This window comes from Cryobacterium sp. W22_MBD10_FK3, assembly GCF_052113745.1.
In the GTDB taxonomy this organism is placed as follows: Bacteria; Actinomycetota; Actinomycetes; order Actinomycetales; family Microbacteriaceae; genus Cryobacterium.
Genome location: NZ_JBGQOH010000006.1, coordinates 1 through 21,124, shown reverse-complemented (window position 1 = coordinate 21,124; position 21,124 = coordinate 1). Strand labels below are relative to the sequence as shown.

Genomic DNA, 21,124 nt, shown 5'->3' with positions numbered 1-21,124 from the left:
GCACACGTGCACCCAACGCCGTGCCCGCCCGGGCGAGCGTTCCTAGGATGGAACCACACCAACGACCACGGAGGTCACCATGTCTGCCGCCATCCCCCGCACGCTCGAACTGCCGTCGTCCGTCGAACTGGGCATGGGCGAGGGCGGGTTGGCCGTGGTCCGGGTTTTCGGCCCGGCCGCCACTGCAGAGGTCTACCTGCGCGGCGCGCACGTCAGCGCCTGGGCACCGGCCGGCGGCACCCCGGTGATCTGGATGAGCGAGCAGAGCGAGTTCGCGCCAGGGATTCCGCTCCGCGGCGGCGTGCCCATCTGCTTCCCCTGGTTCGCCGGGCACCCCACGGATGCCTCCGCCCCCTCCCACGGGTTCGCCCGCCTGGCCGACTGGCAGCTGGTCGAAGCCCGCGAGGCCGGCGACGACGTGGTGCTGGTCTTCCAGCTCACCGACACCGAGGCCACCCGGTCCTCGGCCTGGCCGCACCGGTTCGAGGCGCGGTACACGATCACGGTGGGCGCGGAACTCACGCTCAGCTTGCAGGTGACCAACCGGGACAGCGAGACGGTGACCTTCGAAGAGGCCCTGCACACCTACTTCGCCGTCGCCGACATCCGCCAGACCACGGTCGCCGGCCTCGAGGGCGCCCCCTTCATCGACCGGCTCAGCGGCGCGAAGCCCGCCGAGAGCACCCCGGTGCGTTTCGAGGCCGAAACCGACCGCATCTACCTGAACACCACCGCCACCACCACCGTGACGGATGCCGCCACCGACCGGGCGATCACCGTCAGCACGCAGGGCTCGGCAAGCACCGTGGTGTGGAACCCATGGATCGACAAGGCCGCCGCCATGGCCGACTTCGGTGACGACGAGTACACCGGCATGGTGTGTGTGGAAACCTGCAACATCCGCGACAACGCCATCACCCTGGCGCCGGGAGCCGGCCACGCGATGACCGTGCGCTACTCAGTGGCCTGAAATCCCCGCCCAGGGGCATCCGGAATTCTCCGGCTGGGCGCGACGTTGTGCCACGGGATGCTGATTTCACCCGAAGACCTGCCCACCCTGCCCACCCCGCCCGCCCGCACCGCACTCGTCGCCGGAGCCAGCGGCATCGCCGGCTCGGCCCTCGTGGACCTGCTGACCGAGCAGGGCTGGAGCGTGATCGCTCTCTCCCGCACTCCCGTTGCCGCTCGCCCCGGCGTCAGCCCGGTCAGCGCGGACCTCCGCAGCGTGGAGTCGCTGCGCACCGCCCTGGCCGGCCATCAGCCCACCCACGTGTTCTTCACAGCGTGGCTCCGCCAAGACACCGAGGCCGAGAACATCCGGGTCAACTCCGCCATGGTGCGCGACCTGCTCACCGCGCTGGCCGACGCGCCGGTGCGGCACGTGGCCCTGATGACCGGGCTCAAGCAGTATCTCGGCCCGTTCGAGGCGTACGGTCAGGGCGAGGTGCCCGACACCCCGTTCCACGAGGACGAACCGCGCCTGTCGGTGGAGAACTTCTACTACGCGCAGGAAGACGAGCTCTGGGCCGCCGCCCGCGCGCGCGGGTTCACCTGGTCGGTGCACCGCGCCCACACCGTGATCGGCCACGCCGTCGGCAACGCCATGAACATGGGTTCCACCCTCGCGACCTACGCCGCCATCTGCAAGGAACTGGGCCGCCCGTTCGTCTTCCCAGGCTCCGAGACCCAGTGGAACGGCGTCACCGACATGACCGACGCCGGCCTCCTCGCCGAGCAGATGGTGTGGGCCGCGACCACCCCGGCCGCCGCCGACACCGCCTTCAACATCGTCAACGGCGACACCTTTCGCTGGCGCTGGCTCTGGCCGCGCCTGGCCGCGCACTTCGGCGTCGAGCCTGAGGGCTTCGGCGAGGCCGCGCGCCCACTCGAGGCCCAGATGACGGATGCCCAGCCGGTCTGGGACCGCATCGTGGCCAAGCACGGGCTCGTGGAGGGCGACCTCGGCCGGCTCGCGTCCTGGTGGCACAGCGACGCCGACCTCGGCCGCGCCATGGAGGTCTTCGCCGACATGGGCCGCAGTCGCGCCGCGGGATTCACCGGCTACCGCGACACCGAGCAGGCGTTCCTCGACCTGTTCGAGCGCTACCGCGCCGAGCGTCTCATTCCCTAGCCCGTGGGCCCCGGCCGACCGGACCCGCCGGCCCGGCCCGGCCCGGCGCCGGCCCAGCCCGGTAGCCTGCAGGCATGCTCATTTCGGGAATCGTCCTCATGCTCGCCGGCATCCTGGTTCTGGTGGTCAGTGAGCTCGCTGCCCGCGGACGCCTGGGGATCAACTCGCTGGCGGGCATCCGCACGGGCGCCCTGATGATGTCTGATGAGGCCTGGACCGCGGGCCACCGGGCCGCGCGCATCCCGATGGGCCTGGCCGGGTTGGTCATCTTCATGGCGGGCGCCCTCGCCATCCTGCTCCGTCTCGACGGCGAGGCAACCGGAACCCTGGTGCTCGCGTCCTCGGCCGCGGCCTTGATCCTCGTCCTGATCGGGGCCATGGTGGCGAACCGGGCCGCGAACCTCGCGCTCGTGCACGCCGACGAGAACGACCGCTAAGACCGGGTCAGTCCAGCACCAGCGAATACACGCCGAGCGCGTTCCCGTCGGGGTCGTCGAAGTCGAAGTAGTCCACGGCTCCAGGCACATGCTCGAGGGGACCGAGCTCGATCCCCAACGCGCTGAGTCGCTCGTACTCGGCGGCCGCGTTCTCCACGCCTACCCGCAGGGTGTTCCGGGCGCCCGATCGGGCAACCGGCTCCCCGCTCAGCTGGAGGTCGATCGCGCCCATCGGCACCTCCACCACCCCCGGAGCCGGCGAGATCGCCGGCTCCGACAGTTCGAACACCCGCCGGTACCAGCGTTCGGCCTGCTCCAGGTCTTGCACCGGCATCCCCACGGTCACGCTCGTCAGCTTCATGCCCCCCATCCCAGCCCGTGTCGCGCCGATGCACAAGTGACCGGCGCGGATGCGGCGGGATAGCCGCGCGCGGATGCCCCGGGAAGAGCCGGCATGCGGGCGAGGCGCCGCTCGGCGGGTGGCGTGCCACCCGCATACCGGCGCCTCACCCGCGCTGCTGCCTCACCCGCGCAGCTCCCCTCAGGCGGCAGCTCGCCTCAGGCGCCGGGCGCCGCGGCTACTCGTAGCGGAGCGACTCGATCGGGTCCTGCCGCGCGGCGCGCAGCGCCGGGATGGTGCCGGCCAGGAACGCCAGGCCCATGACCGTGAGCACGATCGTGGCGAGCGCCGCCGGGTCGAAGGCCACCAGGGTGAGTCCGGGCAGGTCGGCGAGCAGGGTGTCGGCCAGCACCGAGTTGGCGCCGAATCCGGCCAGCATGCCCACTCCAACGCCGATGGCGCTGCCCATCAGGCCGATGAAGACGGCCTCCAGGCTGAACAGGCCGAAGATCTTGCCGCCGCCCAGGCCCATGGCCTTCATCAGGCCGATCTCCCTGGTGCGTTCCTGCACGCTCATCAGCAGCGTGTTGACGATGCCGAAGCCGGCGGCCAGCAGCGCGATCACGGCGAACGCGTTGAGCACCAGCACGATGCCGTCGATGACGGCCTTGAACGAACCGATCTGGTCTTCCACCGTGGTGCCTGTGTAGCCCAGGTCGGCCAGATCGGCCTTGAGCGTGGTCAGCTCGGCCTCGGTGCCGGTCGGGTCGAACCGAACAACGGCCTGCGCATAGCTGTCTTTGCTGGTCGCGGACAGGCCCACGCTCTGGGCGTCGTAGAGCGCCTCGGTGAGCACCTCGTTGGCGGTGAACGCGCTGGAGCCCACGAGTCCCTCCTCGGCTACGCCCACGATGGTGGCGGTGATGTCAGACGGCGTGCCGGCGACATCCGTGATGCCGAAGGTGAGGGTGGCGCCCACGGCGTCGGCGTCGTCGCTGAAGCCGAGTGCGTCGACGTAGGAGACCGGGATCGCCACCTCGTTGCTGCCGGCGGCCGGGTCGGGTTCGGCGCCGGCTGCGAGGTCGAGGGCCATGCCGGGGATGAAGCTGCCCACGCTGGCCTCGTACGCGGTGCCGTCGTTCACCTGCACGTAGTCCGGGCTCACCCGCAGCTGCGGTTCCACCGAGAGCACGCCGTCGACGTCGCCGATGGCGGTGAGGTCATCACTGCCCAGGGTCACCACGGTGGTACCTGGAGGGCCCGCCGCGGCGACGGTCGTCGAATCCGGGTTGTATTCCACCGGACCGTCGCCGGTGTCTTCGGCGGCCTTGGTGACGGTGAGCACGTCGTTGGCGCCGATCGAGGCGACAGTCGTGTCGATGTACTGGTTGATGCCGGTGCCGACACCGCTGGTGAGGGTGAGGGTGAACGCGCCGATGAAGATCGACAGCACGGTCAGTGTGGTGCGGGTCTTGCTGCGCAGGCTGTTCTTCACGGCCGAGCGGATCAGGTCGAAGGCGTTCATGCGCGCACCTCCCCGGTGCTCGAGGCCGCGGCCGGGGTCGCGATCGGCTCCCCGTGCAGGCTCTCGGTGATCAGGCCGTCGCGGATGTACACCCGGCGGTCGCAGCGGGCGGCGAGGTCTTCGTCGTGGGTCACGATGATCAGGGTGATGCCGTTCTCCTTCTGCAGCGAGAAGAGAATGTCCTCCACGACCGCGCCGGTGGCGGAGTCGAGGTTGCCGGTGGGTTCGTCGGCGAAGATGACGCTGGGGTTGTTCACCAGTGCCCTGGCGATGACCACCCGCTGCTTCTGGCCGCCGGAGAGATCGGTGGCCTTGTTCTTGGCCTTGTCGGCCAGTTCCAGCTGCGCGAGTGCGGCCATCCCGCGGCGTTTGCGTTCGGCGCCGCCGATGCCGGCGATCTGCAGGGGCAGCGTCACGTTGTCGAGCACGCTCGTGTTGGGGGTGAGGAAGAACTGCTGGAAGACGAACCCGAAGGTCTCGTTGCGGGTCTGGTTGACGACCCGGCCGCTCAGCGCGCTGGCGTCGCGGCCGCTGAGCTCCACCGCACCTGAGCTGGGGTTGTCGAGCAGCGCCAGCAGGTGCATGAGGGTGGATTTGCCCGACCCGCTCTTGCCGACGATGGCGATGGACTCGCCCTGCTGAATGTCGAGGGAGACGCCCCTGAGGGCGTCGAACCGGGTGGCGCCACGGCCGTACGACTTGTGTATGTCGCGGGCGGCGAGAATGGGCACGGTCATGGGTGGGCTCTCCTGAGTGCTGCTGGTCGATACTGGGCCTGGTCGATGCTGGCGGCGCGGATGCGTGGGGCTCCGGATGCGGCAGCCCGGGTTGGCGTGCCGGCCGGACCGACCCACAGCGAGCCGGTCCAACGGCACGACTCCAGTCTGCTCGCGCCCGCCAAGCCGGTCGTCCTCCGGTCGTGGCAACCTGCCCGTACCGCAGACGGTGCTCCGGCGCCGCCGGCGCGGCCTGGAGTACCACCAACGCGGTACGGGCGGCACCCACCGCCGCGGGCTGACGGCGGCGAGCCTGGTTGACAGAATGGACTCAGACCCGATTCCGGGGCGGGAGGACAGCATGCCGAGCCAGCGCGAGAACGCACCGCACCCTCGCCTCTCGGACGAGCGCAGTTTCTCTCCCCTGTCCCGCATGCCCAACTGGCTGCGCGACGTCATCCTGGTGGTCCTGGTGCTCGGCCCGAGTTTCGCGCGCACCGATTTCAGCGGCTCCCTCACGTCGAGTCCCGCGGCCGCGCTGCTGGTGCTCGTCTCGGTGGGTTCGGTGCTGCTGCGGCGGCGCGCGCCGCTTGCGGGCGCATCCGCGGCGGTCATCGCCTGCGTGCTCGGCCTCGCGATCGACGGACCGGTGATCTCGTACCTGATTGCGGTGTTGATCGGGGTTTTCGCTGTGGCGCGCTGGCAGTCCCGGCGCGCCTCCCTGCTCTTCTCCGGTGCCACCGTGCTGCTCCTGGCGGCGGCCACCCTGGCGTTCCTCGACTCGTCGTGGCACGACGCGCGCGCGATGCTGCAACTGGCCGCGTTTGTGGGCTTCGCCACCGCCGCCGGCGACGCCAACCGCTCACACAGCGCCTACATCCGCGGCATCACCGAGCGGGCCCGCCGCGCGGAGGAGACCAAGGAGTCCGAGGCGCTGCGCCGGGTGGCCGAGGAACGTCTGCGCATCGCCCGCGACCTGCACGACCTGCTCGCCCACCAGATCGCGGTGATCAACCTGCACTCGAGCGTGGCGTCGCAGGCGCTGCCCGATCGCCCCGACGACGCCCAGAAGTCGCTGGCCACCATTCGCGAGGCCGCCCGCAGCGTGTTGGGCGAGATCGGCAGCCTGCTCACGGTGTTGCGGGCCACGGATGCCGGCGCCACGGGCCTCTCGACGGCGCCCGTCGCCGGGCTGGCCGACCTCGAGGCGCTGCTGATCGACTTCGAGCGGAGCGGTTTGCAGGTGGACCACCGGCTGGCCGGCACACCGAGGGCCCTGCCCGGCGCCGTGGACATGGTGGCGTATCGGGTGGTGCAGGAGGCGCTCACCAACGCGCATAAACACGGTGCCGACCACTCCGCACTGCTGCACCTGGACTACCAGCCGGCCGGCGTGGAGATCACCGTGACGAACACCGTGGCCGCGCTGCCCCGCCCTGGTTCGGGCGCGGCGGGCACCGCGGCCGTGACCGCGGCCGGTGACGGGCATGGCCTGCTCGGTGCCCGCGAACGGGTGGGTTCGGTGGCCGGCCGCCTCAGCGCGGCCAGGGGTCCGGGGCCGGTCTTCAGGTTCACCGCCTGGCTGCCCACCGAACCCAACCTCGATCCCCAACGAAATGGTGCGTCATGATTTCAGTGGTCCTCGCCGACGACCAGTCCCTGATCCGCACGGCCGTGGCTGAACTCGTCTCGCACGAGGAGGGTTTCACGGTCGCGGGGCAGGCCGGGAACGGGCGTGAGGCCGTGGACCTGGTGCGACGGACCCGCCCGGACATCGTGCTGATGGACATCCGGATGCCGGTGATGGACGGCATCCAGGCCACCGCGGCGATCTGCGCCGACCCGGACCTGGCGGCCACCCGCATCATCGTGCTCACCACCTTCGAGGAGGACGAGTACGTGCTGCAGGCCCTGCGCGCCGGCGCCAGCGGCTTCGTCGGCAAGGGCACCGAGGCGCCCGACCTGATGAACGCCATCCGCACCGTGCACGGCGGCGACGCCCTGCTCTCGCCGCGCGCCACCAAGGCCCTGATCGACCGCTATACGGCGCCCGCGCAGCCGGCCGCGCTGGAGGTGCCCGCCGCCCTGGCGCTGCTCACCGAGCGGGAGCGGGAGATCCTGCTCCTCGTGGCCCGCGGTCACGCCAACGGTGCCATCGCCGACGAACTGGTGATCTCCCCGCACACCGCCAAGACCCACGTGAACCGCATGATGACCAAGCTCGGCGCACACGACCGTGCCCAGCTGGTGATCATCGCCTACGAATCGGGCGTGCTCGTGCCCGGCGCGCAGCCCTAGCCGCATCCCCGCCCTGCCCCGCCCCGCCCTGCCCTGCCCCACCCCGCCCCATGACTGGCCCATTTTCGCTAGTCCAACCGGCCCGCGCACTAGCAAAAGTGGGCCAGTCACCAAACCCAACGACATGGCTGGCCCAGTTTCGCTAGTCCAACCAGCCCGCGCACTAACAAAAGTGGGCCAGTCACCAAACCCAACGACGTGGCGGGGCGGCAGGCAGGGCGGTCAGCGGTAGTGCTGTTCGCCGCGGGCTGCCTTGTCGATCACGTCTCGGATGCGCGCGGCCCGCACCGCGGGAGTCTTGATGTTGTTCAGGCGGAAGTAGATGCGGAAGCGCTCGACCTTGGTGAGGCCGGCGACGAAGGCGGCTGCCACCGGATCGGCGTCCAGCGCGGCCTGCAGGTCCGGCGGCGCCACGGCGTCTCTCTGGCGGTAGGCGGCGTCCCACCGGCCGTCCGCCTTGGCCCGTTCGATCTCGGCGAGCCCGCCTGGCCGCATCCGCCCCTCCTCGATGAGCCGCGCCACGTGCTCCCGGTTGATCTGCGACCAGGGGCTGTTCTTCCGCCGTGGCGAGAATCCGGTGAGGGTGTAATCGTCGTCGAGCCGGTTGGTCTGGCCGTCGATCCAGCCGTAGCAGAGCGCCACGTCCAGCGCCTCGGACCAGGTCATGCCCGCAGCCTTCGAGCTTTTCTTCCGCAGCTTCAGCCGCACGCCACCGTCATCCGGCTCGCCGGAGAGGTACGCCTCCCACTCCTCGACGGTGACGTCGAGGATGACCCGGTCTGCCATGCCCACCATGCGCCCACTTTACTGCTGACTTTGCGGCGGCCCCGGCGTAGCATCGGCCGTGGCGGGCGCCGCAGTCGGCATCGGATGGGCCTGTGCCCGGTCACCCGCGTTGGGATGGTGTCAGATGATGAACACGACCATGCAGATGATGGAAATGCACATGAAGGACATGCCCATGCAGGGCATGGACATGATGCTGATGCAGGAGTGTATCGAGGCCTGCTCTGCCTGTGAGCAGGCCTGCACAATGTGCGCCGACTCGATGCTGGGTGCGGACATGGCGATGGCGCGGAGCCTGTGCGCGACCATGGCCGACATGGCCGGCACGATGATGCGGGCGATGCTGCGGCCGAACGGGATGCCCATGGAGGGCATGATGGCGATGCACATGGCCACCATGACCATGGCGAACGCCAGCGCCGAGGAGTGCATGAAGCACGCCGCCATGAGCGAGGACGCCCGCATGTGCGCCGAAGCGTGCCGTCAGTGCGCGATGTGCTGCCAGAAGATGATGGACGCGATGAAGGGAATGATGCCCGCGAACTGACCCCGGATGCCGGCCAGACCGGCTAAACCGGCCGAACCGGCTAGAGCCGCACGACGCTGATGCGGCTGCGGCCGCTCGCGAGCACGTTGTAGACGGAGTGCAACGCCACCGGTGCGCCGACGCTGAGATCCTGCGTCAGGTCGGCGTGGTTCCACACCCACACCGTCGGGGCGCCGCCGTCGAGCGCGCCGTCAGCCTCGTCGTCACGCTCGAGCAACGCGATTCCGATCCAGCCGTCGGAGGTCGCGCGCAGCACGACGCCGTCGGCCCACTTGCTCGGGGTGGCCTCGGCGACCCGCACGTGGATGGGCCGGGTGGCGTGGCCGGCACCCTGGTTGACGCAGCCGTGGGCACCCGTATGGTTGCACTGCAGAACGTGCAGCGGTTGCGTGATCATGGAGCCTCCTCCGGCATCGGCCGTGTCTTGCCTCGAGTGTAGGTTCGCGATTTTCCGCTGTCACGGGCTGTCGTCACAGAACGAAACACGGGCCGGCGTGCGCTCGAGCAGGCGCGGTCGGGCGCGGTCAGGCCGTGAGGTCCCGCACCGAGCCGCGCTCCACCAGCTGAACATCCATCACCGTCTCGGCGGGCTGCACACTCTCCGAGGTCATGCTCAGCAACAGGAGTTCCACGGCCCGCGTGGCCTTGGCGGTGAGGTCCTGCGTGATGGTGGTCAGCTGCGGCGAGACGTAGGTGGCCAGGTCGAGGTTGTCGAACCCCACGACCGACAGGTCGTGCGGAACGTCCCGGCCGGCCTCACGGACGCCCTCCATGATGCCGGCCGCCAGGAGGTCTGCCGTAGCGAATACCGCGGTCACATCCGGATGCCGGTCGCTGAGCAACCGCCCGGCCTCGATACCGCTGGCGTGCGTGACGTCGGTGGCCACGATGAGGGCGTCGTCGAGGGGGATGCCGGCCTCCCGCAGCGCCTTCCGGTAGCCGTTGTAGCGCTCCTTGACAACGCCGCGCTCGGTGATCCGCGGGCCGACGAAGGCGATCCGGGCGTGGCCCTTCTCGATGAGGTGCCGGGTGGCGAGGTAGCCGCCCTTGCGGTCGTTCAGGCGCACGTTCATGACGTCGGAGTTCTTCTCGTAGCTGTCCACCACGACCAGGGCGGTGTCCAGGGTCGGGCGCATCGCCCGGATCTGGCTGTCCAGGAAGCCGATGAAGACCGCGCCGTCGAGGTTCCAGGAGCGCAGGGCGGCCGTCACCGACGCCGGGTCCGCCGCGGGGATGCTGCGCAGCAACACGTAGTAGCCGTTCTCCCGCAGCATCCGCTCTATGACGCCGATGATGGCCACGTTGTGCGGGCTGACCAGCACATTGCTTTCGGGAGAATCGGGCAGGAGCACACCGACCAGCCGTGACGACCTGGCCACCAGGCTGCGCGCCGTGGCGCTGGGCACGTAGTCGAGCTTCTCGGCGATCGCCCGCACCTTGTCGACCGTGGCCTGGGAGACCTTGCCGTAGCGCCCGTTGATCACGTTCGAGACCGTCATGACGGTGGTGCCGGCTTCCCGGGCGATGTCCTTGAGCGTGACCGCCACAACCCTCGCCTCTCGAGTCGACGCGCCGCGATGCCGGCGCACTTCAGTTTAGGCAATCGGCTACCCCGCCATTCCCACCGGCCTGAGCTATTTGACAAGACCGAATTCCGCCTGCTAACTTCACCAGGTATAACGCTAAACCACCAGCGCTACACCACACGACGGGCAGCTCCTCGAGGCCCGGCCTTGCACTGCAGTCACGACAACCCCGGCCCATCCCCGGCCGGGCCCCTCTTCTTCGATAAGGACCCGTTCACCATGACTCTCAGTTCCACCTCCCCCAGCCTCGCTCCGGCCGCCGTTCGCCCGACGCTGTCTGTTGCGCCCCAGGCTCATCCGGCTGCCGTCGTCACCGGCCCGCACTACAGGTTCACCGTGCTCACCACCCGCCTGATCCGGATGGAGTACAGCGCCGAGGACCGCTTCGAGGATGCTGCCACGCAGCTGGTGCTCTCCCGCGAATTCGAGCTGCCCGCGTTCCGGGTCATCGACCACGGTGACCACCTGCAGATCATCACCGCGCACCTGCAGCTCTCCTATGACAAGCTGCCGTTCACCCCCAGCGGCCTCAGCGTGCAGGTCAGCGGCAACCTGAGCGACCACAAGAGCATGTGGCGCTTCGGTGACGCGGCGACCGACCTGGGCGGCACGGCGCGCACCCTCGATGACATCAACGGGCCGGTTCCGCTGCAGCCGGGTCTCATGTCGCGGAACGGGTTCTCGGTCATCGACGACAGCACCTCCCTGGTCTTCGACGACGCCGGCGGGTTGGACGCGCGCTCCGGCACCGGCACCGACCTGTACTTCTTCGGTTACGGGCGCAGCTATCGGGAGTGCCTGGCTGACTTCTACGCACTCACAGGCCCCACTCCCCTGCTGCCCAGGTTCGCACTGGGCAACTGGTGGAGCCGGTTCCACCGGTACTCGGACGCCGACTACCGGGAGCTGTTCGAACGATTCGACCGGGAAAACCTGCCCTTCTCGGTGGCCGTCGTCGACATGGACTGGCACACCGTCGACATCGACCCCAAGTACGGCAGCGGTTGGACCGGCTACAGCTGGAACACCGAGCTGTTCCCCGACCCCGACGAGTTCATGGCCTGGCTGCACGAGCGCGGCCTGAAACTCACCCTCAACGTGCACCCCGCCGACGGCGTGCAGGCCCACGAAGACGCCTACCCGGCGATGGCCCGGCACCTCGGCGTCGACACCGAGAACGAAGACCCGATCGTCTTCGATATCACCGACCCCGCGTTCCTCTCGGCATACTTCGAGTTTCTGCACCACCCGCTCGAAGAGCGCGGCGTGGACTTCTGGTGGCTGGACTGGCAGTCAGGGCCACACTCCAGGGTGCGTGGACTCGACCCGCTCTGGATGCTCAACCACGTGCACTTCCTCGACAGCGGCCGCGCCGGCGCCCGCCCGATGACGTTCTCCAGGTATGCCGGCCTCGGCAGCCACCGCTACCCGGTCGGCTTCTCCGGCGACACGATCGTGAGCTGGGAGAGCCTGCGCTTCCAGCCGTACTTCACCGCCACCGCGGCGAACGTGGGCTACGGCTGGTGGAGCCACGACATCGGCGGCCACATGGGTGGGGTGAAGGATGACGACCTGGCCGTGCGCTGGACCCAGTTCGGGGTCTTCTCGCCGATCATGCGCCTGCACAGCCAGGGCAACCCGTTCAGCGGCAAGGAGCCGTGGAACTTCCGCGCCGACGCCGCCGCCGTGATGAGCGATCACCTCCGCCTGCGGCACGAGCTGATGCCCTACCTCTATTCCATGAATTACCTGGCGAGCGGGCACGCGCTCCCGCTGGTGCAGCCCGTCTACTACGCCTACCCGGAGGAAGACGGCGCCTACCTGGCACCCAATCAGTACCTCTTCGGCACCCAGATGATGGTGTGCCCGATCACACAATCGATGAACAGCGCCATCGGAGTGGCCAGGGTGAAGGCCTGGCTGCCAGAGGGCGTCTGGATCGACTTCTTCACCGGGCTGCGGTATCACGGCGGCCGCGAGCTGCACCTCTACCGCGGACAAGCGTCGATTCCGGTGCTGGTCAGGGCCGGAGGCATCGTCCCTCTGGTTCCCCGTGACGATGTCGCCAACGCCACCGACACCCCAACGCGCCTGCGGGTGCGGGTCTTCGCGGGTGCCGACGGCGCCTTCGACCTGATGGAGGACGACGGCAGCGGCAGTCTGGTGGTGGAGTCCAGTTGGGCGCGCACCGCCATGCGATTCACCGAGTCCACGAGTACCTTGACGATCGCCCCCACCGCGGGCAACCTGGCGTGCGTGCCCGCGGCGCGGGACTACAGCCTGGACTTCGTCGGGGTCGCGGCCGCCGACACGGTCTCGGTCACCGCCGCGGGTCACCCGGTCGCCTTCACGACCCAGTACTGCACGGAATCCGACACGCTGACCGTGGTGGTGACCGACGTGCCTCGCGGTGCGGGATTGGTCGTGCGGTTCGCCGACGGCCTGGTCATCGCGGCAAACGACGTGGCCAGGCGCTCGCTCCCGCTGCTGACGGATGCCCAGATCGACTACGATCTGAAGTCGAGAATCCAGGACACCATCCGCACGTCCGCGCATCCCGCCATGTTGATCGGCCAGCTGCAGACCATGGGCCTGGCTCCGGACCTGCTCGGTGCGCTGTGCGAACTCATCCTGGCCGACCCCCTGAGCCCGCTGGGCTGACCCCGGCCCGCCCGGCTGCGGGCACCAGCCGGGGCACCAGGCGCACCAGGATGACCATGCCCACCAGCTCGACGAGGGTCTGCGTCACGACGGCCAGCGGCGCCAGCGCGAGCGAAGCCGGCAGGGCGAGGGCCAGCGGCAGCACCACCAGCGAGTTGCGGGTGCTGCCGCTGAAGATCAGCGCGCGAGCTGACGGCACATCGAGGCGGCCGAGGCGGGCGGCGACCACGCCCACCCCGACCATGATGGCCAGAAACGCGGCGTAGAGCGGCACCACGGCCACGAGCGCGGCCGCCTGCGCACCCACCGCGGCGATCTGCGACCCGACGACCGCCGCGAGGGTGACCATCATCAACGGCACGATGAGCGCCTGCATCACCAGCTCCACGGCGCGGCCGCCCCGCCAGCGGCGGGCGATCGCCTGCACCGTCGCCGCGGCCGCCAACGGCAGCACGATGAGCAGCAGGAACGCCTCCACGAACGGTGCCACGTCGATCAGCGCCACCGCGTCGGACCCGGCGAAGAGCCACAGGTAGGCCGGCAGCAACACGATCTGCAGCAGCATCAGCAGCGGGGTCGCCGCCAGCAGGCGGCCGCTGGCGCCACCGGCCAGCCCGGTGAACACGATCACGTAATCCACGCAGGGGGTGAGCAGCACCAGCAGCACCCCCAGCAGCAGGGCCCGGTCCGCGGCGACGAACCGGCTGAGGCCGTAGACCACGGCAGGCACGATGACGAAGTTGACCACGAGCACGGCGCCGAGAAAACGCAGGTCGACCACCGACCGCCCCGCAGCCATCAGCGGCACACCCAGGAAGGTGGCGAAGAGCAGCAACCCGAGCGCCGGCGTGATGGTGAGCGTGAGGGCGGGAGCGGTGCCGGGCGCCACCGCGCCGACCAGGGCGCCCAGCGCGATCGCGATCAGAAACAACGCCACCTGGCGGTGTTCCATCCGTTGCACGATCCCCGTCATGCTCTCACTGTAGGGGCGGGCGGATGCGGCGGCACGGCGATGCAGATTCGGCCGCGCGTCACCGCCGCTGCCTATAGTGGTGTCATGAACTCCGAGAACACGAAGGACCCGAAGACCCCCGACGGCTCCACCGAGATTAGCAGCGACGAGACCGAACGCACCGAGAAGCTCGCGGACGGTTCGCAGAGCAACCAAAGCTCGCCGACCGACGACGACACCGCGTCGGGCGGTTCCGCGGACTGATTCGCCCCGCCCGGCACGGGCGGTGATCCACCACCACAGCACCGAAGACAGAATTGGTTGGCACACGCTCCATGACCGCAGGCACGCCCGACTTCCGCGACAGCGGATTGCAGTTTCCCGATTCCTTCGTCTTCGGCTCCGCGACAGCCGCGTACCAGATCGAGGGCGCCGTCGACGAAGACGGCCGCGGCCCGTCGATCTGGGACACCTTCTCCCACACGCCTGGCGCGGTGGAGAACGGCGACACCGGTGACGTGGCCGACGACCACTACCACCGGCTCGAAGCCGACCTGGATCTCATCCAGGGCCTGGGCCTGGACGCCTACAGGTTCTCGATCGCCTGGCCGCGCATCCAGCCCACCGGGCGCGGACCGGTGAACCCGGCCGGCCTGGCCTTCTACGAGCGTCTCGTCGACGGGCTTCTGGCACGGGGCGTGACCCCCGTGGTCACGCTGTACCACTGGGACCTGCCGCAGGCGCTCGAGGACGAGGGCGGCTGGACCAACCGCGCCACCGCGTACGCCTTCGCGGACTACGCCCGCCTCGTCGGAGCGGCCCTGGGAGATCGAGTGCCGATCTGGACCACCCTCAACGAGCCGTGGTGCTCGGCGTTCCTCGGCCACGGCTCCGGCGAGCACGCTCCCGGCCGCCAAGACAACGCCGCCGCCCTCACCGCGGCGCACCACCTCAACCTGGCCCACGGGCTCGGCGTGAGCGCGCTGCGGGACGTCGTGCCCGAGACCGCGCAGATGTCGGTCACCCACAATCTGCACGTGATCCGCGGCGACGCCGACTCCGTGCGGCGCGTCGAGGCCGTGGGCAACCGGATCTTCACCGGCCCGATGCTGCACGGGGCGTACCCCGCCGACCTGCTCGAGGACACCGCAGGCATCACCGACTGGTCGTTCGTGCTGCCCGGCGACCTCGAGCTCATCCACCAGCCCATCGACGTGCTCGGCATCAACTACTACAACACCACCCTGGTGGGGCCGGCCACCGGCTCGGCCCACGCCGCGGAGTCGGCAGCGGGCGCGGCGTCCCGGGCGTCCGCCTTCCCCGGCACCGACGACATCCCCCGGCTCGACCAGCCCGGTCCGTTCACCGAAATGGACTGGAACATCGAGCCGTCCGGGCTGCTGCAGCTGCTCGAGGCGACCCGCGACGAGTTCCCCGGCCTGCCGTTGATGATCACCGAGAACGGTGCCGCATTCGACGACATCGTTACCGTTGACGAGCACGGCGAGACGCGCGTGCACGACGATGACCGGGTCGACTACCTGCGCCGGCACTTCACGGCCGCGCACCGTGCCATCCAGAACGGTGTCGACCTGCGCGGGTACTTCGTCTGGTCGCTGATGGACAACTTCGAGTGGGCCTACGGCTTCTCGAAGCGGTTCGGCATCGTGCGGGTGGACTACGAGACCCAGCAGCGCACCCTCAAGGACAGCGCCCTCTGGTACCGGGAGTTGATCACGACCCGCCGTCTTCCCTAGCCGGGCCCGGTGCCCGGCGCCCGGCGGCTAGCTCTCCGCCGGCTTGGGGTTCCGGCGCAGGTGCACGTCGGTGATGGTGACGTTCACGGCCACGATGTTCAGCTCGGTGTGGTGCAGCAGCGACGTCGTGATGGCGTCCCGCAGGCGCTGCGCGGTCTGCGGCATCCGCTCGCCCCAGAACACGCTCGCCTCGACGTTCACCGTCACCGGGCTGCCCGGCGTTGCCACGTCGCCCTCCAGCCGGCAGGAGCCGATGAAGGTGCCGGCAACGCCGTCGCCGGCGGCACGGATCAGGCCCCTGACGGCGCCTTCGGTGAGGCTGAGCTCGGCCTTGGGGGATGGGTGCGAGACCGGGATGGAGCGGCCGGCCCTGGCCTCCCGGTGGATGTTGGTGAGGATCCCCGACACCCAGCTGTCATCGCGGTCGGGCTGCTCCGACACGTCATCGTCGAGAATGTGCTGGGCCAACGACCGGAACCTGGTGAGCGCGTCGAAGGCGATGCGGTTTTGCGGCGCCTTGTTGAGGAAATCGTCCGGTGGGGTCTCGCCGCGGTCGATGAAGTCGCTGAGGTGCTCGATGAGGTCGTTGCTGGCGTCGTCGTCGTGAGGGGAAGTCATCGCCATTCCTCCATCTCCTGCATGAGCTTCTGCCTGGCCCGGGCCAGAAGGCCGCGAACCGTCGACGGACGCACGTCCAACTCCTCGGCGATCTCGGCGTAACTGTGCCCGCCGATCTCCCGCAACGTCCAACATTCACGCTGTGCTTCGCTCAGAGTACCGAGTGCACGTGTGAGTCGCTCACGTTGTGACGCGGCTTCTGCCCGTTGGTGGGGAGATTCCGACTCCGGCGCCGGCGCATCCCACTCCCCCAGGGGCATATCCTGCTTGCGCGCGCGGATGCGGTCGATCGCCTTGCGACTGGTGATTCTCATCAGCCAGGCCTTGGTGGCTGCGGGGTCCTGCAGCTCAGGCAGCCGCTCCCAGGCGGTGATGAATGTCTCCTGCACCACGTCGTCGGAGTCGGAGTTCGAGCCCAGGATACGGGTGGCGTACGCGCGCATCAGCGGTCCGTGGCGCCGCACCAGCACCTCGAAGGCCCGCAGGTCGCCATCCGCGGCGCGGGCGGCAAGAATCGCGTCCGTCGCGTCGTCGAGCGACGAGCGTGCGTCTGACCCCGTGGGTGACACCGGAGACCTCTCTCTTCTCAAAGCCGATCTCGGAGCAAGTTGCCGATGTTCGTGACGAACCGTCCGTGAGATGCGTCTGAACAGTATCAATGAGATTCGGCAAGAGAAAATCGCAGACCGGCACTCTCCGGTGCAGCATAGTGACTTTCTCACCTTCCAGCTTTATTGTCACAACAGATCCACGCACACCGTGCGCGGCCGACGAGCACAGGAGCCCGCCTCATGACCAGCATCACCACCACCGGTAGCCCCATCGCCGACTCACACAACGCCGATCTGCCCGGCGCAACGCCGCGCGGCACGACGGTGATCAGCGACGTCGTCGTCGCCAAGATCGCCGGGCTCGCCCTGCGCGACGTGGCCGGCGTGCACGCCGTTGGTGGCGGCGCGGCGCGGGCGCTGGGTGCCATCCGTGAGGCGCTCAGCAGCACCGACCACACCCAGGGAATCAGCGTGCAGGTGAGCGACGCCAAAGTCAGCGTCGCCCTGACCATCGTGGCCGAGTACCCGGTGCCGCTGCAGCAGGTCGCCGACGACGCCCGTGCCGCCATCATCGCAGCCATCGAGACCCTCGCCGGCCTGGAGGTCACCGAGGTCAACGTGTCCATCAACGACGTGCACCTGCCCGACGAGGCCGACGAAGCCGGGGAGGCAGATGCCCGATGACAGGTTCCACGGCGCCCCTCGACCCCCGAGGACACACCCGCATCACCGACCGGGCGATGACCCGGTTGGTGGCCGCCGTGTCCGCCGAGGCGCTCGGTGTGCGCCCCGGCCAGGTCTCCGTCGACATGGCCGAGGCCGGCGGCCGCCTCGACCTCACCGTGCGTGTCCCCAGCCGCGCCCTGCCCGTTGAGCATGGTTACACGGATGCGCCCGACGACACGGTTCCCGACCCGACCGAACGCGCGCAGCACGACATCCGTGGCACAGTCACCGCGCTCACCGGGGCGGAGATCGCCGGTGTGACCGTGCGCCTGACCGGTTCCCGCATCCGCCTACCCGGGCGGTCCGACTGACGCCCGTATTCCTTCCGCACCACACCATAAACGAATGGCAAGCCATGACCCGCACGACTCCTACCCCGGCTCCCGGCACCATCCCGGCGCGCTTGGCCGTCGCGGCGCTGCAGCTGCCCCAGCCGATCGGCCCGCAGACCCGGGCAACCCATGCGCGGTCACTGCGCCATGAGATCCGATCGCCAGGGTCGATCCTTTCCGGCGCCCTCGCTTCGCTCGTCATCGCCGGCTGCCTGTACAGCGGCGCCGAGCTCGTTCTGGAGCTGCTCGGGCAGCAGCCGCTGATCACCGCCCCGAGCGATGTCCTGCGCAGAGTGAGCGAGGTCAACGAGGGTGCTCCGGCCATCCTGTTCGCGGCCGGCCTCGTGGCGGTTGTCGGCACTCTGCTTGTCGGCACGGTGCTCGTGGTGTTGGCGCTGCGGCCCCGAAACCGATCACGCCACCTCGGCTCCGAACGTGCGGCCGCGGATGCGCCGAGGGCCATGGAGATGGACGTAGACCTCGCGGTCAGCCCCGACACGCACGAGGCACGCTCCGCCCTGACGGCCGATGTCGTCGCCAACCGGTTCACCGCTGCCAAGGCCATAGCGCAAGCCATCGCCTATGACTCGTTGCGCCCAGCCCTGGAACCCACCATCGTGATCGACCGTACGGGCCGGGCCTTCGATCTGGAACCCGCCCCTGCCGACCCCCGCGCAGCCCCACAGCCAATCTGACCGACCTGACCCACCCCCAAAGAGAAAGAGAGAACACTATGAGTGCATCAGACAAGGCCGAGAACACCGCTCAGGACCTCAAGGGCAAGGCCAAGGAAGCCCTCGGAAAGGTCACCAACGACGACTCCAAGGTCGCGGAGGGCCGCGCCGACCAGGCCGGTGCCGACGTCAAGAAGGCCGGCGAGAACGTCAAGGACGCCTTCAAGAAGTAGTCTCCTGACCGGTCGTCCGGCCGGTGCCGCCTACCCGGTGGCACCGGCCGGACAGACCGCGGACGTGCGCATCTGCACCGTCGCTTCTCCCGCCGTCCAGGGCAGTTCCAGCGAGGGGGCCTCCCGCCCGTTCGCGGCGGGTGCCTCGGCAGCGATCGCGGCCAGCCGCTGAGCCAGCGCCATCACGAATTCTTCGCCGGCGCTGGAGTCGTTCACCATCACGACCACTGTCAGGCCGGTCTCCGGGTCGGAGAGCGTCGCCGACAGGAAGCCGGGAATGACGCCGGCCCCTCCACGCATCGGCCCCAATTCTTCGGCGCCCACCCCATAGCGCCGCCAGTCCGGGGCGCCGCTTTCTGACACCGTCTTCCACTGCAGCATGGCAGCGTCCGCCGAGAGCAACCTGCCCGTGGCCAGGGCCTGAGACCAGGTCTTCAGGTCGCCAAGGGTGGAGATCGCCCCGCCCGCCACTCCGCTCATGGAATTGGACAACCGGGTCACGTCGAGCGGACGCGTGCAGTCCGGAAGCCCTGCGGAGTCGAGGCCGGAGGCCCAGCCGTGCGGGTGGTCGCCCGGCAGCTCAAGGTCCTGCGGATCGGGATAGTACGTTTCGCCCAGGCCGAGCGGCTCGAACAGATACTTCCGATACAGCTCAGGCCAGTTCTCTCCTGTCGCTTCTTCCAGCGCCATCCCGAGCAGCAGCACACCCGCGTCGGAGCGGCTCCAGACCCGCCCGGGCTGCCCGGCGCTGGTCGACCCGAGGCCGCCGGACACGAGCTCGAGGGTCGGCCACTGCCGGGTGGGATTGTTGATGAACTGGGACTCGAAGTCGGGATTGCCCAGGCCCGCGGTGTTCTGGCAGAGCTGGCGCAGGGTGATGTCCTGCACTCCCGACATGCGCGGGAGGTACTGCGACACCGGGTCGTCCACCCCCACCCGTTGCTCCTCCGCGAGCCGCAGCAGCACTGTGCAGGTCATCGCGGTCGTCAGGGTGCCGATCCGAAACGGCATATCGGCGTCAAGCTCCGCGCCGCCGCCGGGGCGTCCGGTGGCACCGTCGATACTCGCGCCCACGCTTCCCGGGCTCGCGAGCCATTGGCCCGCCCACGGCACCCAGACACCCGCGATCGCGCCGGACGCCCCAGCGAGCTCCATCCCCTCGGCCACCGCCACGTCCAGATCGACCACGGTCTCGGAGGGCAGCGCACCCGCGGCCTGATCCGGACCCGCTGAGAACAGTGCCGTGACCTCGACGCACCCCACCAGGGGCAGCACCAGAACCGAGATCAACAACGACAGCCCGGCGGCCCAGGGCCGGCGCCGCCGCCGGCGCATCCGGCTCACGGCATCCGTCCGGCTCGCGCGGCTCGGCTGGCTCGCAGCATCGGTTCGGTCCGGCGGATGACCACCGAATCGTCGTTCCTGTCGACCTGTCATGGCAACCCGCTGCCCATTCCGTGCCCCGGGCAATCCGCCCCCGCGGGGAATGCCGGATGGGGCCCATTGCGGGGAGTGTACCCAGAACGGGGGTCGGGCGTTGCGTTTCTGCTGGGGCCAATACGCTGCGGCGTCCCACCACAAAAGAGTTATCCCCAACCCGAAGTTTTCTCACACAGAACTTCGACATCGGGATACTCTCCTTGCATGTCCACCATCGCAGCTGTATTCGACCGCGAGATCCCGGGGGGCCCGGGCACCCCAGGCGTCTCGTCCGGCCCGATTCGGGCGCCGGGCACGGCTGGCGACCTGTCGGCGGACGCGTTGGCGGCAGCGGTCACTACCGTGCTCGGGCTGGGTGCGTGCAGTGCCGACTACGACGCCCTGTCGGACGCCGAGGTGCTGGCCGGTCAACGAGACCTGGCCCGGTTGCGGCACCTGGTCGAGACCCGGTCAGTATGGATGGCGAAGACCCTCGCGTTCCGGTCCCGCCCGGAGTTGGGCCAGCAGGGCCTGGCCGCCCAGCAGGGGTTCTTCACACCCGACGCTCTGATCCAGAAGCTGACCGGGGTGACACAGGTCGACGCCCGCAAGCTCGTCGACGTGGGCCGGATGCTCGCCGAGACCGAAGCCGCCCAGGCCGCCGCGGCTGAGGAGGAGGCTGCCCGCCGGCTGCTCGACGAGACGGGTGGACTCGACGGGACGGGTGGACTCGACGAGAGCGCCGACGGTGCCGGTGCCGGTGACGGCGCCGGTGAGGGTGACCGTGGGGACGGCGGCGCCGGTTCGGGTGCGGCGGGCGCAGCCGGCGATCGCG

General features: G+C 69.4%; 24 protein-coding genes. 14 read left to right on the top strand and 10 right to left on the bottom strand.

The window, feature by feature from the left end; genetic code table 11:
* Positions 1 to 79 precede the first annotated feature (79 nt).
* The 3 genes from ACEN2M_RS08135 to ACEN2M_RS08125 all read left to right on the top strand — a co-directional run bounded on the left by ACEN2M_RS08135 (position 80) and on the right by ACEN2M_RS08125 (position 2,568).
* Positions 80 to 970, top strand: coding sequence for a D-hexose-6-phosphate mutarotase (locus tag ACEN2M_RS08135; RefSeq protein WP_441647613.1), 891 nt, complete (start codon positions 80 to 82; stop codon positions 968 to 970).
* A gap of 57 nt (positions 971 to 1,027) precedes the next feature.
* Positions 1,028 to 2,131 carry an SDR family oxidoreductase gene (locus tag ACEN2M_RS08130; RefSeq protein WP_441647612.1) on the top strand — a complete coding sequence of 368 codons (1,104 nt, stop codon included), beginning with the start codon at positions 1,028 to 1,030 and terminating at the stop codon, positions 2,129 to 2,131.
* A 74-nt stretch (positions 2,132 to 2,205) separates the two neighbouring features.
* Entirely contained in the window at positions 2,206 to 2,568 is a 363-nt protein-coding gene (locus ACEN2M_RS08125; RefSeq protein ID WP_441647611.1) for an SdpI family protein, read from the top strand.
* 7 nt (positions 2,569 to 2,575) lie between these two features.
* Here ACEN2M_RS08125 and ACEN2M_RS08120 read toward each other — a convergent pair whose 3' ends face one another.
* The 3 genes from ACEN2M_RS08120 to ACEN2M_RS08110 all read right to left on the bottom strand — a co-directional run bounded on the left by ACEN2M_RS08120 (position 2,576) and on the right by ACEN2M_RS08110 (position 5,170).
* Positions 2,576 to 2,929, bottom strand: coding sequence for a VOC family protein (locus tag ACEN2M_RS08120; RefSeq protein ID WP_441647610.1), 354 nt, complete (start codon positions 2,927 to 2,929; stop codon positions 2,576 to 2,578).
* Positions 2,930 to 3,146: 217 nt separating this feature from the next.
* Positions 3,147 to 4,433, bottom strand: a complete 1,287-nt coding sequence (locus ACEN2M_RS08115; protein WP_441647609.1) for an ABC transporter permease — start codon at positions 4,431 to 4,433, stop codon at positions 3,147 to 3,149.
* On the bottom strand, positions 4,430 to 5,170 hold the full coding sequence (locus tag ACEN2M_RS08110; RefSeq protein WP_441647608.1) for an ABC transporter ATP-binding protein: 741 nt from the start codon (positions 5,168 to 5,170) through the stop codon (positions 4,430 to 4,432). Before ACEN2M_RS08110 ends, ACEN2M_RS08115 begins: the two co-directional genes overlap by 4 nt.
* A 412-nt stretch (positions 5,171 to 5,582) precedes the next feature.
* Between ACEN2M_RS08110 and ACEN2M_RS08105 the strand changes: the two genes are divergently transcribed.
* Both ACEN2M_RS08105 and ACEN2M_RS08100 read left to right on the top strand, forming a co-directional pair.
* Complete coding sequence (locus ACEN2M_RS08105) at positions 5,583 to 6,779, top strand: sensor histidine kinase (RefSeq protein WP_441647607.1); 1,197 nt, start codon at positions 5,583 to 5,585, stop codon at positions 6,777 to 6,779.
* Positions 6,776 to 7,447: a response regulator gene (locus tag ACEN2M_RS08100; RefSeq protein WP_441647606.1), complete on the top strand. Its 672-nt coding sequence runs from the start codon at positions 6,776 to 6,778 to the stop codon at positions 7,445 to 7,447. Before ACEN2M_RS08105 ends, ACEN2M_RS08100 begins: the two co-directional genes overlap by 4 nt.
* Before the next feature lie 222 nt (positions 7,448 to 7,669).
* Here the strand turns inward: ACEN2M_RS08100 and ACEN2M_RS08095 are convergent, their stop codons facing one another.
* Positions 7,670 to 8,242 (bottom strand): YdeI/OmpD-associated family protein, encoded by a 573-nt coding sequence (locus ACEN2M_RS08095; RefSeq protein WP_441647605.1) that lies wholly within the window; start codon positions 8,240 to 8,242, stop codon positions 7,670 to 7,672.
* 115 nt (positions 8,243 to 8,357) lie between these two features.
* Between ACEN2M_RS08095 and ACEN2M_RS08090 the strand changes: the two genes are divergently transcribed.
* Positions 8,358 to 8,780, top strand: a complete 423-nt coding sequence (locus ACEN2M_RS08090) for a hypothetical protein (RefSeq protein WP_441647604.1) — start codon at positions 8,358 to 8,360, stop codon at positions 8,778 to 8,780.
* Positions 8,781 to 8,820: 40 nt separating this feature from the next.
* On the opposite strand, the gene ACEN2M_RS08085 is transcribed toward ACEN2M_RS08090, so the two are convergent.
* Positions 8,821 to 9,177, bottom strand: coding sequence for a hypothetical protein (locus tag ACEN2M_RS08085; RefSeq protein WP_441647603.1), 357 nt, complete (start codon positions 9,175 to 9,177; stop codon positions 8,821 to 8,823).
* Positions 9,178 to 9,304: 127 nt separating this feature from the next.
* Entirely contained in the window at positions 9,305 to 10,327 is a 1,023-nt protein-coding gene (locus ACEN2M_RS08080) for a LacI family DNA-binding transcriptional regulator (protein ID WP_441647602.1), read from the bottom strand.
* Between the two features lie 258 nt (positions 10,328 to 10,585).
* Here ACEN2M_RS08080 and ACEN2M_RS08075 point away from each other — a divergent pair, with 258 nt between their 5' ends.
* On the top strand, positions 10,586 to 13,027 hold the full coding sequence (locus ACEN2M_RS08075; RefSeq protein WP_441647601.1) for a glycoside hydrolase family 31 protein: 2,442 nt from the start codon (positions 10,586 to 10,588) through the stop codon (positions 13,025 to 13,027).
* Here ACEN2M_RS08075 and ACEN2M_RS08070 read toward each other — a convergent pair.
* Positions 12,993 to 14,000, bottom strand: coding sequence for an arsenic resistance protein (locus ACEN2M_RS08070; protein ID WP_441647600.1), 1,008 nt, complete (start codon positions 13,998 to 14,000; stop codon positions 12,993 to 12,995). The genes ACEN2M_RS08075 and ACEN2M_RS08070 overlap by 35 nt on opposite strands.
* A gap of 84 nt (positions 14,001 to 14,084) precedes the next feature.
* Between ACEN2M_RS08070 and ACEN2M_RS08065 the strand changes: the two genes are divergently transcribed.
* Together ACEN2M_RS08065 and ACEN2M_RS08060 are read left to right on the top strand one after the other, a co-directional pair.
* The gene (locus ACEN2M_RS08065; RefSeq protein WP_441647599.1) at positions 14,085 to 14,243 is read left to right on the top strand and encodes a hypothetical protein; all 159 of its coding nucleotides are present in this window, start codon (positions 14,085 to 14,087) and stop codon (positions 14,241 to 14,243) included.
* Positions 14,244 to 14,314: 71 nt separating this feature from the next.
* Positions 14,315 to 15,736 carry a GH1 family beta-glucosidase gene (locus ACEN2M_RS08060; RefSeq protein ID WP_441647598.1) on the top strand — a complete coding sequence of 474 codons (1,422 nt, stop codon included), beginning with the start codon at positions 14,315 to 14,317 and terminating at the stop codon, positions 15,734 to 15,736.
* Between the two features lie 27 nt (positions 15,737 to 15,763).
* Here ACEN2M_RS08060 and ACEN2M_RS08055 read toward each other — a convergent pair whose 3' ends face one another.
* Both ACEN2M_RS08055 and ACEN2M_RS08050 read right to left on the bottom strand, forming a co-directional pair.
* Positions 15,764 to 16,354, bottom strand: coding sequence for a hypothetical protein (locus tag ACEN2M_RS08055; protein ID WP_441647597.1), 591 nt, complete (start codon positions 16,352 to 16,354; stop codon positions 15,764 to 15,766).
* Complete coding sequence (locus tag ACEN2M_RS08050; protein ID WP_441647596.1) at positions 16,351 to 16,923, bottom strand: RNA polymerase sigma factor; 573 nt, start codon at positions 16,921 to 16,923, stop codon at positions 16,351 to 16,353. Before ACEN2M_RS08050 ends, ACEN2M_RS08055 begins: the two co-directional genes overlap by 4 nt.
* A 222-nt stretch (positions 16,924 to 17,145) precedes the next feature.
* Between ACEN2M_RS08050 and ACEN2M_RS08045 the strand changes: the two genes are divergently transcribed.
* From ACEN2M_RS08045 to ACEN2M_RS08030, 4 genes are read left to right on the top strand one after another with little or no spacing between them, the layout of a single operon-like run.
* Positions 17,146 to 17,589 carry an Asp23/Gls24 family envelope stress response protein gene (locus ACEN2M_RS08045; protein WP_441647595.1) on the top strand — a complete coding sequence of 148 codons (444 nt, stop codon included), beginning with the start codon at positions 17,146 to 17,148 and terminating at the stop codon, positions 17,587 to 17,589.
* Complete coding sequence (locus tag ACEN2M_RS08040) at positions 17,586 to 17,942, top strand: hypothetical protein (protein ID WP_441647594.1); 357 nt, start codon at positions 17,586 to 17,588, stop codon at positions 17,940 to 17,942. Before ACEN2M_RS08045 ends, ACEN2M_RS08040 begins: the two co-directional genes overlap by 4 nt.
* A gap of 44 nt (positions 17,943 to 17,986) precedes the next feature.
* Positions 17,987 to 18,658 (top strand): hypothetical protein, encoded by a 672-nt coding sequence (locus tag ACEN2M_RS08035; RefSeq protein WP_441647593.1) that lies wholly within the window; start codon positions 17,987 to 17,989, stop codon positions 18,656 to 18,658.
* A 38-nt stretch (positions 18,659 to 18,696) separates the two neighbouring features.
* Positions 18,697 to 18,870, top strand: coding sequence for a CsbD family protein (locus ACEN2M_RS08030; RefSeq protein ID WP_441647592.1), 174 nt, complete (start codon positions 18,697 to 18,699; stop codon positions 18,868 to 18,870).
* A 30-nt stretch (positions 18,871 to 18,900) separates the two neighbouring features.
* On the opposite strand, the gene ACEN2M_RS08025 is transcribed toward ACEN2M_RS08030, so the two are convergent.
* Positions 18,901 to 20,307 (bottom strand): serine hydrolase domain-containing protein, encoded by a 1,407-nt coding sequence (locus ACEN2M_RS08025; RefSeq protein WP_441647591.1) that lies wholly within the window; start codon positions 20,305 to 20,307, stop codon positions 18,901 to 18,903.
* Positions 20,308 to 20,514: 207 nt separating this feature from the next.
* Between ACEN2M_RS08025 and ACEN2M_RS08020 the strand changes: the two genes are divergently transcribed.
* A partial coding sequence (locus ACEN2M_RS08020) for a hypothetical protein (RefSeq protein ID WP_441647590.1) occupies positions 20,515 to 21,124 on the top strand: 610 nt, incomplete at its 3' end.

Coding starts and splice junctions, on each gene's coding strand:
- ACEN2M_RS08135 (WP_441647613.1), top strand. CDS start 80: ATGTCTGCCGCCATCCCCCGCACGCTCGAACTGCCGTCGTCCGTCGAA.
- ACEN2M_RS08130 (WP_441647612.1), top strand. CDS start 1,028: ATGCTGATTTCACCCGAAGACCTGCCCACCCTGCCCACCCCGCCCGCC.
- ACEN2M_RS08125 (WP_441647611.1), top strand. CDS start 2,206: ATGCTCATTTCGGGAATCGTCCTCATGCTCGCCGGCATCCTGGTTCTG.
- ACEN2M_RS08120 (WP_441647610.1), bottom strand. CDS start 2,929: ATGAAGCTGACGAGCGTGACCGTGGGGATGCCGGTGCAAGACCTGGAG.
- ACEN2M_RS08115 (WP_441647609.1), bottom strand. CDS start 4,433: ATGAACGCCTTCGACCTGATCCGCTCGGCCGTGAAGAACAGCCTGCGC.
- ACEN2M_RS08110 (WP_441647608.1), bottom strand. CDS start 5,170: ATGACCGTGCCCATTCTCGCCGCCCGCGACATACACAAGTCGTACGGC.
- ACEN2M_RS08105 (WP_441647607.1), top strand. CDS start 5,583: ATGCCCAACTGGCTGCGCGACGTCATCCTGGTGGTCCTGGTGCTCGGC.
- ACEN2M_RS08100 (WP_441647606.1), top strand. CDS start 6,776: ATGATTTCAGTGGTCCTCGCCGACGACCAGTCCCTGATCCGCACGGCC.
- ACEN2M_RS08095 (WP_441647605.1), bottom strand. CDS start 8,242: ATGGTGGGCATGGCAGACCGGGTCATCCTCGACGTCACCGTCGAGGAG.
- ACEN2M_RS08090 (WP_441647604.1), top strand. CDS start 8,358: ATGATGAACACGACCATGCAGATGATGGAAATGCACATGAAGGACATG.
- ACEN2M_RS08085 (WP_441647603.1), bottom strand. CDS start 9,177: ATGATCACGCAACCGCTGCACGTTCTGCAGTGCAACCATACGGGTGCC.
- ACEN2M_RS08075 (WP_441647601.1), top strand. CDS start 10,586: ATGACTCTCAGTTCCACCTCCCCCAGCCTCGCTCCGGCCGCCGTTCGC.
- ACEN2M_RS08070 (WP_441647600.1), bottom strand. CDS start 14,000: ATGACGGGGATCGTGCAACGGATGGAACACCGCCAGGTGGCGTTGTTT.
- ACEN2M_RS08065 (WP_441647599.1), top strand. CDS start 14,085: ATGAACTCCGAGAACACGAAGGACCCGAAGACCCCCGACGGCTCCACC.
- ACEN2M_RS08060 (WP_441647598.1), top strand. CDS start 14,315: ATGACCGCAGGCACGCCCGACTTCCGCGACAGCGGATTGCAGTTTCCC.
- ACEN2M_RS08055 (WP_441647597.1), bottom strand. CDS start 16,354: ATGACTTCCCCTCACGACGACGACGCCAGCAACGACCTCATCGAGCAC.
- ACEN2M_RS08045 (WP_441647595.1), top strand. CDS start 17,146: ATGACCAGCATCACCACCACCGGTAGCCCCATCGCCGACTCACACAAC.
- ACEN2M_RS08040 (WP_441647594.1), top strand. CDS start 17,586: ATGACAGGTTCCACGGCGCCCCTCGACCCCCGAGGACACACCCGCATC.
- ACEN2M_RS08035 (WP_441647593.1), top strand. CDS start 17,987: ATGACCCGCACGACTCCTACCCCGGCTCCCGGCACCATCCCGGCGCGC.
- ACEN2M_RS08030 (WP_441647592.1), top strand. CDS start 18,697: ATGAGTGCATCAGACAAGGCCGAGAACACCGCTCAGGACCTCAAGGGC.
- ACEN2M_RS08025 (WP_441647591.1), bottom strand. CDS start 20,307: ATGACAGGTCGACAGGAACGACGATTCGGTGGTCATCCGCCGGACCGA.